Here is a 15,081-nt window from a genome sequence, read left to right on the forward strand (position 1 = left end):
TCACCTTTTGAGGGCTTGGGGATTTACTCCCTCAAGCCCTTTTTTTTCCAACACTTTGCGGATTTTACGAACATGTTGAATGTTTTCAGTGCCGCCAAGATCGCAGCCTTCGACAGCTTCTACAGGGTTTGACAGAGACCCGTAGAGGCTGCCGAAGGCTGCGATTTTTTGATTTTGCAGCACTTTCGTTTCGTCGATTGCACCACAACTGTGCAGACGGACGGCACTCTCCTATGTATAGTGCCGGCCCTCTTCGCGTGAGCGGTCGTCGATAACGAGACCCAAGCCCATGCGAAAGCCGAACTAATAACAACCCGCGAAATGGAACAGGGACGAACCTTCGACTCACCTGTTGTGCCACGCACAACCTGGTGTAACGCGATGTGTCGACCACCCAGTATTCGCACACACAAAAAATAGCGAGGAATAATCCATGCTCGAAGTCATCAACGACTTCCTCTCAGGGAAAGTACTGATCGCGCTCATTGTCGGGCTCGGTAGCTACTTCACGATCCGCTCGCGTTTCGTCCAGTTCCGCCATTTCGGCCACATGTTCAGTGTCTTCAAAGAGTCCCTTCACGGCCAGGCAGGCCAGCTGAGCTCGTTCCAGGCCCTGATGCTGAGCCTCGCCGGCCGCGTCGGCGCCGGTAACATCGCCGGTGTCGGCATCGCCGTGACCCTCGGCGGCCCGGGCGCCGTGTTCTGGATGTGGGTCACCGCACTGGTAGGCATGTCCAGCAGCTTCTTCGAATGCACCCTGGCCCAGGTCTACAAGCGCGCCGAAGGCGACGGCCTGTATCGTGGGGGCCCGGCCTACTACATCCAGCACGGCCTGAAGCTGAAAGGCATGGCGGTGGTGTTCTCCATCCTGCTGCTGGTCACCTACGGCTTCGCCTTCATCGGCCTGCAGTCCTACACCGTGACCCACTCGCTGCAGAACGCCTTTGCCTTCGACCCACGCCACACCGGTATCGTCCTGGCGGTGCTGCTGGCCATTACCTTCATCGGCGGCATCAAACGCATCGCCGCGGTGTCCGACCTGCTGGTACCGGTCAAGACCCTGGCCTATATCGGCGTGACCCTGTACGTGATCGGCACCCAGATCGAACACGTGCCAGCCATGCTGGAAACCATCTTCAAGAGCGCCTTCGGCCTCGACCCAGCCTTCGGCGGCCTGCTCGGCAGCGCCATCGTGATGGGCGTGAAGCGTGGCGTGTTCGCCAACGAAGCAGGCCTGGGCAGTGCGCCGAACGTCGCCGCCGTGGCCGCCGTGAAGCACCCGGGCGCCCAGGGCGTGGTCCAGGCCTTCAGCGTGTTCCTCGACACCTTCGTGATCTGCACCTGCACCGCGCTGCTGATCCTGTTGTCGGGCTTCTACACCCCGGGCTTCGAAGGTGACGGCATCGTCCTGACCCAGAACTCGCTGGCCGCCGTGGTCGGTGACTGGGGCCGCGTGTTCGTCAGCGTCGCGCTGTCGCTGTTCGTCTTCACCTGCATCCTCTACAACTACTACCTGGGCGAGAACAGCCTGCAGTTCCTCAGCCGCAACCGCGCCGTGCTGATGGTTTTCCGCGGCCTGGTTCTGGCGCTGGTGGTATGGGGTTCGATGCAGGACCTGTCGACCGTGTTCGCCTTCGCCGACATCACCATGACCTGCCTGGCCTTCGTCAACTTGATGGCCCTGGCCATGTTGTTCAAGGTCGGCCTGCGCGTGATGCGCGACTACGACGAGCAGCGCCGCGCCGGCGTCAAGCAGCCAGTGTTCGACTCCAGCAAATTCACCGATCTGGACCTGGACCTGAAGGCCTGGCCGAGCAGCCCAAGCCAATCGGCTCCACGCGAGCAAGGCGCAGCCCAGGGCACGCCTGCCACGCAACGCTGATCGCCCTGGCGGGTGGCTCCCCGCCACCCGCCGCGACAGACCGCAACGAGTGGCGTCCTGCCACTCGACGTGACACACCTTGCGCACGCAGGCATGCTGCGGCGCAAGGTGCATTCGTCCAGGAGACCCATCAATGAATTCCGCCTCTTACCCTGCCGCGCAGCACGTCATGGTGCTATACACCGGTGGCACCATCGGCATGCAAGCCAGTGCCCACGGCTTGGCCCCGGCGTCCGGTTTCGAAGCGCGGATGCGCGACTACCTGCACGGCCAGCCTGAGTTGGTGGTGCCGCAGTGGCGCTTTCGCGAGATGTCGCCACTGATCGACAGCGCCAACATGACCCCTGCGTACTGGCAGCAACTGCGTGAAGCGGTGGTCGACGCCGTTGATGCCCAGGGCTGCGACAGCGTGCTGATCCTGCATGGCACCGACACCCTGGCCTACAGTGCCGCGGCCATGAGCTTCCAGTTGCTCGGCCTGAACGCCCGTGTATGTTTCACCGGCTCCATGCTGCCGGCCGGCGTGACCGACAGTGATGCCTGGGAAAACATCAGTGGTGCACTGGGTGCCCTTGGCCAAGGCCTGGCGCCGGGTGTTCATCTGTACTTCCACGGCGAACTGCTCGACCCGACCCGCTGCGCCAAGGTTCGCAGTTTCGGTCGTCATCCGTTCAAGCGACTGGAGCGTCAGGGCGGCGGCGTGAAAGCTTCCTCGATACCTGCCCAACTGAACTACAACCAGTCAAGGCAACTGGCGAAGGTCGCGGTGCTGCCGTTGTTCCCCGGCATCGGCGCCGAGCAACTGGATGGCCTGCTCAACAGCGGTATTCAGGGTCTGGTGCTGGAATGTTATGGCAGCGGTACCGGACCAAGCGACAACCCCGGGTTTATCGCCAGCCTGGAACGGGCACGAGACAATGGCGTGGTAGTGGTTGCGGTCACCCAATGTCATGAGGGTGGCGTGAAGCTCGACGTGTATGAGGCGGGCAGCCGCTTGCGCGATGCCGGCCTGTTGTCCGGTGGCGGCATGACTCGCGAGGCGGCGCTCGGCAAGTTGCATGGGCTGCTCGGTGCAGGGCTTGAAACCGCTGAAGTTCGGCGGCTGGTCGAACTCGACCTGTGTGGCGAACTGAGCTGACACAACACATAACCTTGTGGGAGCCCCCTCGCCACAGCCCGCTCCCACAAGATCGTTATTGGGCACATAACTTGCTCCCGTTCCAGCATCTCGACGCTGGAAGACTCCATGCTCCACTCCCACCTCACCACCCTCAACGCCGTCTCCCTGGTGCTCAACACCTTCAAGGCCGAAGGCCTGTCCAGCGAGGCGTTATTGGCCGGCAGCGGCATCAGCGTGGCGGATCTGAGCCGGGCGGACACGCGCATCACCACCAATCAAGAGATGCTGGTATGCGCCAACGCCGTCGCGCTGCGCCACGATATCGGTCTGGAGTTGGGCCGGCGGATGCACGTTTCGTCCTATGGCATGCTCGGGTACGCCTTACTCACCAGCGCCACTTTAGGTGACGCCTTGCAGTTGGCGCTGCACTACCCGGCGCTATTGGGAACACTGTTCGAGTTGAGCCTGGAGGAGGATGGCGAGCGCATCTGGCTCACCGCGGGCGACTATCGGGAAAACCCCGCGCTGGCACCGTTCAATGTCGAGTTTTGCCTGGTCTCGATGAAAGTCACCTGCGAAGACCTGCTCGGCCACCCTCTACCTCTGCTTGGCGCTCGCTTCGATTACCCGGCACCGGACTATCAGACGCGCTACAGCGAGCGTTTCGACTGTCCGTTGCAGTTTGATGCAGCGTCCAACGGATTTGCCTTCGACAAGCGCTGGCTCGAACACCCCCTGCCACTGGCCGACGCCATTACCCACCAGGCCATGGCCGAACGCTGCCGCAAGCAAAACACCGAGTTCACCGGGCGTCAGGCCTGGCTCGGGCGCATCCGCCAATTGCTCGCCGCGCAACTGAGCGCGGCACCGGGTCTGGACGGGCTGGCCGAACAGCTGAACTGCTCGTCGCGCACCCTGCGCCGACATCTGAAGGACCTGGGATGCAGCTATCAGGAACTGCTCGATGAACTGCGATTTGAGCAAGCCAAACGCATGCTTTGCGAGGATCAACTGCCGATCTATCAAATCGCCGAAGCACTGGGGTTCAGCGAGACCGCGAGCTTCCGGCATGCGTTTGTGCGCTGGAGTGGCGTGGCACCCAGCCAGTTCCGCCCTTGAGCCCCCCCTGTGGCGAGGGAGCAAGCTCCCTCACCACAGGGGGGGGGGCGAATTTCGGTCAAATGTTTTGGCCACATAGATCCCCTTTTGGCCTTTCCTGCCGTTCTCCCAGACGTCGCCTGCCGCAAGACTGTGTTCAAACCGAATCAGCCTGCGGAGAACAACAATGCTGACGATCTACTCGGACGATCACCACCTGCACCACGGCCGTTGTGAATTGATGGACGGGCAATTGATGCCCTGCTTCGAAATGCCTTCACGGGCCGATCACGTATTGCAACGGGTCAAGGACCAGAACCTCGGCCCGGTTGAAGTGCCGAAAGACTTTGGCCTTGATCCGATCGCGCGCATCCACAGCCGCGACTACCTCGACTTCTTCAAAGGCGCCTGGGCGCGCTGGACCGCATTCAATACCGACGGCGACTTGCTGCCCTACACCTGGCCGGCCCGCACCTTGCGCCGAATCATGCCCACCAGCCTGCACGGCCAACTCGGCTATTACAGCTTCGACGGCGGCGCACCGATTACCGCCGGCACCTGGCAAGCGGCGTACAGCGCAGCGCAAGTTGCCCTCACGGCCCAAGCGGCGATCCAGCGCGGCGCCCGCAGTGCCTTCGCCCTGTGCCGTCCACCGGGACACCATGCCGCCAGCGATTTGATGGGCGGCTATTGCTACCTCAACAATGCTGCCATCGCCGCTCAAGCCTTCCTCGATCAGGGCCATAAAAAGGTCGCGATCCTCGATGTCGATTACCACCACGGCAACGGCACTCAATCGATTTTCTACGAACGCAGCGACGTGCTGTTCACCTCGATCCACGGTCATCCAGAAGCCGAGTTTCCGTTCTTCCTCGGCTACGAAGACGAACGCGGTGAAGGCGCAGGCGAAGGGTTCAACTTCAACTACCCATTGCCCGCCGGCAGTGCTTGGGACCGTTGGAGCGCCGCGCTGGAACAAGCCTGCAAAGAGATCGAAACGTACGGCGCCGACATCGTTGTCGTGTCCCTGGGCGTCGATACGTTCAAGGACGACCCCATCTCCCAATTCAAACTCGACAGCCCGGATTACCTGGCGATGGGTACCCGCATAGCAGGCCTCGGCAAGCCGACGCTGTTCGTGATGGAAGGCGGTTACGCGGTAGAAGAAATCGGCATCAACGCCGTGAACGTTCTCGAAGGTTTTGAAAGCGCCCAATGAGGAATTAGAAGAATGAACAGACTCAAGCGTCTTATCGCTCCAGCGCTCTGCGCCACACTGCTCAGTGGCGCCGTCCATGCTGAAGAACGTACTTTGCGGGTCTACAACTGGTTCGACTACATCACCCCCAAAGCCCTGGACGATTTCAAGGCTCAGAACACCCAGACCAAACTGGTCTACGACATCTTCGACACCAACGAAGCGCTGGAAGCCAAGCTGCTGACCGGCAACTCCGGCTACGACGTGGTGGTGCCGTCCAACGTGTTCCTCGCCAAGCAGATCGAAGCCGGCGTATTCCAGCCAGTGGACCGCAGCAAACTGCCGAACTGGAACCACCTCGACCCCAAGCTGATGAAGCTGATCGAAGCCAACGACCCGGGTAACAAATTTGCCGTGCCCTACATGTACGGCACCATCCTGATCGGTTTCAACCCGGCCAAGGTCAAGGCTGCGCTGGGTGACAACGCACCGGTGAACAGCTGGGACCTGATCTTCAAGGAAGAGAACATCAGCAAGCTCAAGCAGTGCGGCGTGGCCCTGCTCGACTCACCTTCGGAGATCCTGCCGCTGGCCCTGCAACACCTCGGCCTGGACCCCAACAGCAAGAAGCCGGCGGACTACGCCAAGGCTGAAGCGCTGCTGATGAAGATCCGGCCGTACATCACCTACTTCCATTCGTCCAAGTACATGGCCGACATCGCCAACGGTGACATCTGCGTCGCGGTCGGGTATTCCGGCAGCTTCTCCCAGGCCGCCAACCGCGCCAAGGAAGCCAAGAACGGTGTGATCGTCGACATGCGCCTGCCCAAGGAAGGCGCGCCGATCTGGTTCGACATGCTCGCGATCCCCAAAGGCGCGAAAAACCCGGAAGACGCCTACACCTTCATCAACTACCTGCTGCAACCTCAGGTCATCGCACCGGTCAGCGACTTCGTCGGCTACCCGAACCCGAACAAGGACGCCACGGAAATGGTCGACCCGGCGATTCGCAACAACCCGAACCTGTACCCGACCGAAACGGCGATGAGCACGCTTTACACCCTGCAACCCTTGCCTCGCGATGCTGAACGGGCACGGACCCGGGCCTGGACCAAGATCAAGTCCGGGACCTGAAACCCTCACTCATCTGATCTGAAGACCCGTATGGATGCGGGTCTTTTTATTGTTGGCTCTAAATAAATACCACCTGACCCATCCACCCGCCCTCTACCTTGCGATTTGCCCAATCGGCGGTGCACTCCATCGCCAATAAAAACATCATAAGGAAATGGCCATGCCCGATAGTTCAACGACCAAGCCGGTATCTGGCGCCTCGGTCCCCCTCTTCAGTGATTTGCTAAGGCAACTGTCCTCCGGCCCCTCAATCCGCGAGGTTGCCTCAACCGCACTGAGGCCGGCACTCAAAGCGCTGTACCCTCAACTGGACATCAATCCCGCTCTCGTCTTCGTTGTGACGCCGACATGGCAAATCGTCGAGGGGGAGGTGATTCCCGGCATCAGTCGGGTTGAATCACTCACAGGTACGCTGGTCAGGCACGGCCTGCGCAAAACAACAGTGACTTATATCGATGGCGAACATTTCCTCTCGCGGCAACCACACGACGCCTCACCGATCCCGCTCCCGGTCAAAATCGATGCGATCGGACGCCTGATCAACGAGCTCGCGCCATTGCTATTCGTGGCGTATCAAGAACAGCAGCTGGACTTCTGGAACCAGACCGGCAGCGCGGCAATGCCCCGTTGGCAGGAACTGTCTCGCGCGCTACGCAATATCTGGAACGTTCGCAACGTCAAAGGCTGGGACGACGACCAGTGCGCAATGGCCCGCAACCTCTTCAATTACCCGGACCTGGCAGTACGGTTACCCCACGACAAGTACCTGAGCAGAACCTATCTGATCGATCTGGATATTCAGGATGGCGAGACGTCGAAACACCTGCGCCTCCTCGACATTGCGGTGCTGATTGGCGTTGTCGGGCAACGCACACTGATCCTCACGTATTCGATTGCCAACGATTTCCAGTCGTTCGACTCCCTGGAGCAGTTGGGCGAGTCATTGCTCGCCTACCTCGAAACGCCCGTATCTGCCTTGCAATGGCGCCTGTTTGAGCCGAGCGGCAATTTTTTCGACATCCAGGCCTGTACCATGATTGCCCTTCAAAGCGACACAATCGGGGAGATAAACGCCTCCACCCCACTCCCCGGGTCCAACCTCGGGCATCATGTCAGCAGTGTCGCGAACGACTTCGATGGGTTGAGCGCCAAAGAGTATTTGCGCTTCAGCCGAATACACGACTTGCTACCCGCCTGGCTCGCGAAGGCCTCGTCGGCGGATCTGAGCTCCTACAGCCGATACTTGATGGACCTGGCACAACTGCAAGCTGAAAACGCAGGCAAATCCTTTCAGGATGGCATCCCGTCGATTCAGGACTTCGCCCTCCAGGCTATTCGACGTCAGATGCTCATAGAACATCCCGACGCGGCAAAGCTGAAACTCGAAGACATCGAAATCGTCGTCACCAGCCCCGTCGTCTGGGGCACCTTCGTGCTTCCCGGCAAGACCGATATCACCAGAATTCCTCTCACCGAACTTGCACTGGAAAACCTGATTGCGATCCCTCCAGGCAACAAGGTCGTGCATTGCAAAAACGCTGACGCAGTTCCGGTATGGATGACACCCGCCTACCTTGAAGGACTGGTGAGTCAGGTAAACATCGGCCAGACCTACCCCGCACTCATCAAGCGCACATTGATCGACGCTTCCCCGGACTCACAGCGCCGGAAAAACCTCTACGCCCGTCATTTGCGCCTGCAACTGCCACTGCTGGCACTGCAAAACAAAATCCGCGGCGAGGCCGGCATCGATGAGCGAGGCTATCGATACGTGGCCGCTGTCATGGCGTCTTCCAGCGAGAACCGCCGAGTGGACGGGCATGAGATCGTCATGCGCCCGCTGGCCTTCTTCCCGAGTCTCGAACCTGACGCTACGCCCGATGAGGTCGATAACATGTTCGTGATCGGCCCAAGGGGCCAGGGTACCGGACCGGTCTTGCTCTACCGGCCATTACTCACTCCTGCGCTAATCCAGTATCCCTCTACCGAGAATCTGCTGTACGCGATCAAACATTCGAAAGAATTACGCCTGTCGGTACTCGCCTGGTTACCTGACAACGCCCGCACCAACTACGCCCGCTACGTTTTCCCTGGTGAACTGCCCTCGGTCTGGAGCCTGTCGCAATTGCTGGTCGATCCACTGACGCCGCTGACGATGACAGGCCCGATTTCCTTCGGTGAAAGGGTGATCGAAGACGAGCTGATGCCAACGCTCTTCAACGCCAATGCCAGCGCGCTGATCACTCTGGCGGACCGGCAATCGGTATCAAACGCTGAAAGTCGTTGGGCCACGCTCAAGCAAAGTGCCTGGATGATCTTCAATGCCGCCTTGCCTTTCCTCGGACGCACGGTGGGCACGGCCGCCTGGATCTGGCAAATCATGGATGACCTGCAACAAGCAGCCGATGCCAGGGAAAATGCCGATGGCCAACACGAGTGGGCCGCCTTGACCGACGTTTTCCTGACCCTCGCGATGGTGCTCGTCAGTCACGCAACCGCACCACGCGAATCCGCACAGAAAACCACCACACCCCACGGCAGCAGGCCACGAGAGACAGCTCTTGCAGAAAAAGTCAGCGTGACCCGCAAACCCGATGTCGCCACTGACACTCTGCCGGCCTTACACGAAACATCGCTCCACTCAGACACTGCACTGATCCGTTCTCGCTTGAGCCTGGGACACCTGCTCGATAGCTTCAAGATTCCAAAACCCGAAGGCCTTGGCCAACCCGCGATCGAGCAAGGTCCGCACCAACACCTCTCGGCCCTTGGGCAAAAATGGTACGCCAACATCGGCGAGCGTTGGTTCGAGGTCACCGTGAACGATAACGACGATGTGCTGATTATTGACTCCCGCCAACCAACCTCGCGCACCGGCCCGCTGTTGGTCAACAACCAAACAGGTCAATGGTTCGTCGATACCCGGCTACGACTGCGTGGTGGCGGCTTGAAAAGTCGCAGGGAACAGATGCAGCGCGAGAACAAGGCGCGCATCACCGAACTTCGCACACAACTGGCGGCATTCGACCTGGAGATGGACAGCAAACGCGCCGAGCTTACGAGCGCCCATGCCGCCCTGAACAATGCACCCGGCACATCCGCTGAAGCCAGGCGCCAGCTGTTCCTCGACAAACTGGACACACGCCTGAAGGACTATGACGTGGCACTCGACCGGCTGAAAACCCTGAACAGGCTCGACACGGTCCCCAATTACCGCACCGCAATGGTCGAACTGCTGGGCACCCAGCTGTTCTTCAATCAAACCGGGATCGATCAACAGCACACCACCTATACCCAGACGCTACGTCGTACTTTCGAGCTGCTTGAACAAGCGGAGACAGAAGGAAAAGAGCTGGATCGCGGCACGCTGCAGAAAATGACGGACCTGACCGAAGAGCTCATAAACAAGATCGAGTTCGCTCAATCGCGCTTCCAGGAACTGAGCACGCTCGGAAAGAACGCCGCCGAGCTGACCCACGAGTACAAGCAGAAATTACCCACCTTTGACGTGCAGGATCTGAAAGCATTCCAGGTCACCCTGGCCAAGGAGCTGTGCTTGAAAGAAGGCAATACTCCCCTCATGGCCGAGGCCAGGATTGCCATGGACAGTATCGGTGAGCATGCCGACCTGACCATTCAGGCATCCCTGGATGTAACCCTTGAGGATAACGAACTCAACCTTGGTGAACGCATCGAGACCCTCAATACCCTGGTGAGTCAGTTCACGGCAATCGACCAGCGCCTTGAAGACTTCGCAACCGACTACCCCGAGCAACTGGCTCAGCAGCAGTTTGACCGTCTGCGCAAGCGAACCAATGAGTTCCATCAGGCGACGGTCAACTACCTGGTGCAGTTGCTGCGCGAACGAGAGGCCCTGGAGCCCAAGCCTGGTCCCTCACGAGTCGCAGCACCGCCGCGCAAAAAAATCATCAAGACCCGTTACAAAGGCATAGTCGTCGGTGAAGTCCGCAAGGACACGCCGGTCGATGAGGTTCTGGTCGACGTCACCGAGCCGATGACAGGCAAAGTCATTGCTACCTTTCATGAGAAATCGCCCGGCGTCTGGCTTGAGCGAGCGACCAGAAAGCCTTCACCGGCAACCGGCCTGGTTCTGGATCTGGGTGCCCAGGTAGAGGTCGGCCAGGCACTGCTCAATGATCTGGAAACCTTCATTCACCGCACCCGAGCACACGCAAAGCGCCCGAACCGGATTCCGGTAGAAATAGAGGACATGTTCCAACAGCAAGCCGGAAAGCTGAAACGCGCAGCCGATGGAATTGAAGAGGCCTTGAGTACCGGCAACACCCCGGACACTCAATCGGATTCAGCCAAAACCCTGAAAAAACAGCTCACCGAAGCAGTAGCGCGGCTTTACTCAGAGGGTCATATGACCCGAGTGGAAATGATCAAACTGCAACCTCCCACTGCCGCACGCATCGAGTGGTTGCGGAGCAAAAACGTTGTCGACATCGTCCGCAACGGCGAACGCAAACGACTCAAAGGCCCTGGGAAGGATTACCTTCAGGAATACGAAATTCTTGACCGAAAAACCCGGAAACCGCTGTGGTACGCGCACCTCCATTACGCAGGGCCCACCGGTCCTGTCGATTCGTTCACGGCGGCTCACCTGAAAACCCGTGACCAACGATTATTGAAGGGGCGCTTCGACTGGCGTGCGACCACCAGCAATCATGAGCTGATTGCTGTCTATCGCAGTGAGATCAGCCCGCAACAAGCCAAAGAACTGTTCTTCACGCAGACACCTCCTTCTGCAACAGGGTCGTAAGCCATACGTCCGACTTGAACCCGAGACCCACGCTACTCAGTCCGTCACCAGACTGTTTTTAACCGCCCGAGCGCTGCCTTGATCGCCGCCTCGGGCACCGCCGCGAAACCCAATACCAGACCGGCGCGCTGATCGACTGGAGTCCTGGAGTCCGGTAGCCAATAGTTGCTCAAGCCATTGATCTCCACGCCTACGCTTTCCGCTTGTTCGATCAGTTGCCGTTCGCGGGCCAGGCTGTCCACCGAAACCGTCAGGTGCAGCCCGGCGGAGACGGTGGGCAGGCTACCCACTCCGGTCATCCCCGCCGGCCAGCCGCCCAGCAAACAATTGCGACGGCTGAGGGCGGCACGCCGCATCCGGCGAATGTGCCGCTGGAAATGCCCGGCGGCCATGAACTCGGCCATCACCGCTTGAGTGCTCACTTCGGAATGCCGCACATCCACCGCCCGACGCTGCGCGAATGCGTCCACCAGGCCCGGCGGCAGCACCAGATAACCCAGGCGCAGCGCCGGAAAAGCGACCTTGCCGAAGGTGCCGACATACAGCACCCGCCCATGGCGATCGAGTGCCGCCAGCGGCGCCAGTGGCGCGCCGCTGTAACGGTACTCGCCATCGTAGTCGTCCTCGATGATCCAGCCCTGGTTGCCCTCGGCCCAGGCGAGCAGTTCCAGACGCCGGGCCAGACTCATGACCACACCGGTCGGGTATTGATGGGAAGGCGTAACGTAAGCCAGCCGGCAATCGCTCAACTGCGCCAAGGCGCTGCAGTCGATCCCCTCCTCATCCACCGGCACACCGTGCAGCTGCGCACCGGCTACCGCAAAGGCATGGCCGGCAGCGCGATAACCCGGATTTTCAATCCCCACCCCATCGCCAGGCTCCACCAGCAACTGTGCACAAAGGCTGATCCCCTGCTGCGCGCCACTGGTGATCACAATTTGCTCAGCGGTGCACTGCATGCCGCGCGAACTGCGCAAGTAAGCAGCAATCAGCCCACGCAATCGCGAATCGCCCGCAGGGTCGCCATAACACAGCTGCTGCAAATCCGGCTTACGCCAGAAAGCCGCATTCAGCTTGGCCCAAACCTCGAAAGGGAACAGATCGAACGCCGGCACGCCGACCCTGAATGCGCGCGGCGGACCACTGGGCGGCACGGCCAAATGATTCTTTTCAACGCGCCCCAAAGCGCCGCTGTGGATAACTTTACTGGATGAATCAACAGGCAAATCCAGCCAGTCTGTGGATAAGGCTGTGGGTAACCCTGTTGAAAACCCTGTGGATACTTTTGTGGATAATTTTTTCGCCGGCAACGCCGCCTGAGGCAATTGCGCCACGTAAGTCCCGTCACCCACACGCCCCTCGATGAAGCCTTCAGCGTAAAGCTGATCGTAGGCACGAACCACGCTGTTGCGGGAAATCGATAACGCCGTAGCCAGATCGCGACTGGCCGGCAGTCGTGTGCCGCTGGCCAATCGTCCGTCGAGCACGCGTACCCGCAGCGCTTGATAGAGCTGTCGACTCAGGCCCTGGCGGCGGTCGAGTTCGATACCCGCCGGGTTGAACGACGAGGGAAGCGGCGTATTCGACATGACAATGGACCTATGAAATTGGTCATTAATGGCTCTTACAACAGACCATTAGCCTGCCTAGGATGAAGGCATTCGCCAAGGAATTTTCCATGTACCTGCCACTTTGACGCGTTAAGGAATGAACATGAGTCAGATCGACATCCGCCAGGTCACCGCCGACGATCACGCTGCCTGGCTGCCGTTGTGGCAAGCCTACTTGCGCTTCTACAACACCGAGCTGCCCGAGGCGGTCACTCAAAGCACCTGGCAGCGCCTGCTCGACCCGAGCGAACCGACCCACGGGGCGCTGGCCTGGGTCGACGGTAAAGCGGTGGGCATGGTGCATTTCATCTATCACCGCTCGAACTGGAGCATCGAAAACTCCTGTTACCTGCAAGACTTGCTGGTGACACCCGAAACTCGTGGCACCGGCGTCGGTCGGCAACTGATCGAATTCGTCTACAGCACAGCCAAGGCCGACGGTTGCTGCAAGGTCCACTGGCTGACCCACGAAACCAACGCCACCGCGATCCAGCTCTACGAGCGCATCGCCGAACGCCCCGGTTTCATCCAGTTTCGCAAAGCCCTTTAAGGTTCAAGGAGAACACCATGTCGACTTCACTCGCAGACTGGAAAGGCGTTCCGGCGCCCTCGGTCCAACTGATCGAAGGGCGTTTCATTCGCCTGGAAAAACTCGACCCGGCGCGTCACGCCGACGGTTTGTGGAAAGCCCTGGAAGGCCCGGGCTCAGACCCGAAACTCTGGGACTATCTGCCCTACGGTCCTTTCCCGGAACGCAGTGCGTTCAATGACTGGCTGAACAACCATGCGGCCAACAGCGATCCGTATTTCTTCAGTGTGATCGACCGTGTCAGCGGCGAGGTGCAGGGCCTGCTCAGCCTGATGTCGATCGTTCCTGCCCAGGGGCGTATCGAGATCGGCCATGTGACCTTTGGTGCGCCAATGCAGCGTTCGCCGAAAAGCACCGAGGCGGTTTACCTGCTGGCCAGGGAAGCCTTTGCGTTGGGTTACCGGCGCCTGGAATGGAAGTGCAACAACGGCAACGCTCGCTCCAAGTACGCAGCAGAGCGGTTGGGGTTCAGTTTTGAGGGGGTGTTCCGCCAGCACATGGTGGTCAAGGGTCAGAACCGTGACACGGCGTGGTATTCGATTCTGGATTCGGAATGGCCGGCGATTCAGGCGGGGTTCGAGCGGTGGTTGAGCGATGAAAACCAGACGGAATCGGGGCAGGTGAAAACGTTGACGGAGTGCCGCGGGTAAGCTTCGGCGCCCGGACGACACCTTCGCGGGCAAGTCGGATCGCGGCACGGCGATCCGACTTGCCCGCGAATGGCATCACGCTAATGTCTGGGCAAGTACCGCAATATGCTCCGGCCCGATCCCGCAGCACCCGCCCAAATGGCTGGCCCCGCGCTTGCGCCAATCGGCCGCCCACTGCAGATACCCCGGCGGGTCGAGATCATCACGCAACGGGTCTAGACCATCGTTGGCCGTGGCTTCTTTCGGTTGAGGCGGGAAGGCATTGGCGTAAGCGCCGATGTGAATCTTCACCCCCAGGCGCTCGAAGGTTTCCCGCGCCGCATCAATCGCCGCACCGATCACTTCCGGCTGGCTGCAGTTGAACAGCAACGTCTCGACACCCAACTCAGCCGCCACCGCGGCGGCCTCAGCCACTGGCTCACCGGAGCGTAAACGTGGCACTTCGTCGGTGTCTTCATCCTTCAAGGTAAACGACAGCCACAACGGTTTGCCGTCCTTCGGCAGACCGGCATGGATCGCCCGTGCTTCGACGATCGAACTCTGGGTTTCGGCCAGCCACAGGTCGACATGAGGCGCCAGACCATTGACCAGAGGGCTCAGCAGTTCAGTCACCCGAGCAGCGTCGAACAAGTCCGGGCGGTAGGAGCCGAATAACGGCGGCAATGAGCCGGCCACACGAATCACTTGGCCCGAGGCATCGACTGCACGCCGAGCCAGCTCACCGGCCAACGCCGCAAGGGCCTGGCCTTCAGCCGCGAAACGCTCCTCGCCAATGTGGAACGGCACCACCGCGTAACTGTTGCTGGTGATCACGTTGGCACCGCTTTCAATATAAGCCGCGTGCACCGCCTCCACCGCCTGCGGCGCTTCGCTCAAGGCCAGCGCCGACCACTCGGGCTGCCTGAACGGCGCCCCTCGGCGCTGCAGCTCCCGACCCATGCCACCATCCAGAATTACCGTCCCTGCGCCCATATGCTTTTCACTCATAAGCTTATGAAAATAACTCACTATCAG

The 15,081-nt window shown here is 60.0% G+C and carries 11 protein-coding genes; 8 read left to right on the forward strand and 3 right to left on the reverse strand.

The genetic code is table 11. The features are described 5' to 3' along the window. On the reverse strand, positions 1-183 hold the full coding sequence (locus FFH90_RS00650) for a hypothetical protein (protein WP_138866537.1): 183 nt from the start codon (positions 181-183) through the stop codon (positions 1-3). 250 nt (positions 184-433) lie between these two features. On the opposite strand from FFH90_RS00650, the gene FFH90_RS00655 reads away from it, so the two are divergent. From FFH90_RS00655 to FFH90_RS00680, 6 genes are all read left to right on the forward strand, one after another. Continuing rightward, complete coding sequence (locus tag FFH90_RS00655; RefSeq protein WP_018927384.1) at positions 434-1,882, forward strand: sodium:alanine symporter family protein; 1,449 nt, start codon at positions 434-436, stop codon at positions 1,880-1,882. A gap of 133 nt (positions 1,883-2,015) precedes the next feature. Then, entirely contained in the window at positions 2,016-3,020 is a 1,005-nt protein-coding gene (locus FFH90_RS00660) for an asparaginase (RefSeq protein ID WP_138866538.1), read from the forward strand. A 108-nt stretch (positions 3,021-3,128) separates the two neighbouring features. Next, positions 3,129-4,121 carry an AraC family transcriptional regulator gene (locus FFH90_RS00665; RefSeq protein WP_111453077.1) on the forward strand — a complete coding sequence of 331 codons (993 nt, stop codon included), beginning with the start codon at positions 3,129-3,131 and terminating at the stop codon, positions 4,119-4,121. A gap of 166 nt (positions 4,122-4,287) precedes the next feature. Beyond that, positions 4,288-5,319, forward strand: coding sequence for a histone deacetylase family protein (locus FFH90_RS00670; RefSeq protein WP_018927381.1), 1,032 nt, complete (start codon positions 4,288-4,290; stop codon positions 5,317-5,319). Between the two features lie 12 nt (positions 5,320-5,331). Further along, positions 5,332-6,432 carry a polyamine ABC transporter substrate-binding protein gene (locus FFH90_RS00675; RefSeq protein WP_086945216.1) on the forward strand — a complete coding sequence of 367 codons (1,101 nt, stop codon included), beginning with the start codon at positions 5,332-5,334 and terminating at the stop codon, positions 6,430-6,432. A 160-nt stretch (positions 6,433-6,592) separates the two neighbouring features. After that, positions 6,593-11,218, forward strand: a complete 4,626-nt coding sequence (locus tag FFH90_RS00680) for a dermonecrotic toxin domain-containing protein (RefSeq protein ID WP_138866539.1) — start codon at positions 6,593-6,595, stop codon at positions 11,216-11,218. A gap of 44 nt (positions 11,219-11,262) precedes the next feature. On the opposite strand, the gene FFH90_RS00685 is transcribed toward FFH90_RS00680, so the two are convergent. Beyond that, positions 11,263-12,807: a PLP-dependent aminotransferase family protein gene (locus FFH90_RS00685; protein WP_138866540.1), complete on the reverse strand. Its 1,545-nt coding sequence runs from the start codon at positions 12,805-12,807 to the stop codon at positions 11,263-11,265. 124 nt (positions 12,808-12,931) lie between these two features. Here FFH90_RS00685 and FFH90_RS00690 point away from each other — a divergent pair, with 124 nt between their 5' ends. Next, the gene (locus tag FFH90_RS00690) at positions 12,932-13,378 is read left to right on the forward strand and encodes a GNAT family N-acetyltransferase (RefSeq protein ID WP_018927378.1); all 447 of its coding nucleotides are present in this window, start codon (positions 12,932-12,934) and stop codon (positions 13,376-13,378) included. Positions 13,379-13,395: 17 nt separating this feature from the next. Then, a complete protein-coding gene (locus tag FFH90_RS00695) occupies positions 13,396-14,067 on the forward strand; it encodes a GNAT family N-acetyltransferase (RefSeq protein WP_018927377.1) in 672 nt (223 codons plus the stop codon). 75 nt (positions 14,068-14,142) lie between these two features. On the opposite strand, the gene FFH90_RS00700 is transcribed toward FFH90_RS00695, so the two are convergent. Beyond that, positions 14,143-15,039: a homocysteine S-methyltransferase family protein gene (locus FFH90_RS00700; RefSeq protein WP_138866824.1), complete on the reverse strand. Its 897-nt coding sequence runs from the start codon at positions 15,037-15,039 to the stop codon at positions 14,143-14,145. Positions 15,040-15,081: the final 42 nt, after the last annotated feature.

The organism is Pseudomonas sp. ATCC 43928, assembly GCF_005938665.2.
In the GTDB taxonomy this organism is placed as follows: Bacteria; Pseudomonadota; Gammaproteobacteria; order Pseudomonadales; family Pseudomonadaceae; genus Aquipseudomonas.

Coding starts and splice junctions, on each gene's coding strand:
- FFH90_RS00665 (WP_111453077.1), top strand. CDS start 3,129: ATGCTCCACTCCCACCTCACCACCCTCAACGCCGTCTCCCTGGTGCTC.
- FFH90_RS00680 (WP_138866539.1), top strand. CDS start 6,593: ATGCCCGATAGTTCAACGACCAAGCCGGTATCTGGCGCCTCGGTCCCC.
- FFH90_RS00685 (WP_138866540.1), bottom strand. CDS start 12,807: ATGTCGAATACGCCGCTTCCCTCGTCGTTCAACCCGGCGGGTATCGAA.
- FFH90_RS00670 (WP_018927381.1), top strand. CDS start 4,288: ATGCTGACGATCTACTCGGACGATCACCACCTGCACCACGGCCGTTGT.
- FFH90_RS00675 (WP_086945216.1), top strand. CDS start 5,332: ATGAACAGACTCAAGCGTCTTATCGCTCCAGCGCTCTGCGCCACACTG.
- FFH90_RS00695 (WP_018927377.1), top strand. CDS start 13,396: ATGTCGACTTCACTCGCAGACTGGAAAGGCGTTCCGGCGCCCTCGGTC.
- FFH90_RS00690 (WP_018927378.1), top strand. CDS start 12,932: ATGAGTCAGATCGACATCCGCCAGGTCACCGCCGACGATCACGCTGCC.
- FFH90_RS00700 (WP_138866824.1), bottom strand. CDS start 15,039: ATGGGCGCAGGGACGGTAATTCTGGATGGTGGCATGGGTCGGGAGCTG.
- FFH90_RS00660 (WP_138866538.1), top strand. CDS start 2,016: ATGAATTCCGCCTCTTACCCTGCCGCGCAGCACGTCATGGTGCTATAC.
- FFH90_RS00655 (WP_018927384.1), top strand. CDS start 434: ATGCTCGAAGTCATCAACGACTTCCTCTCAGGGAAAGTACTGATCGCG.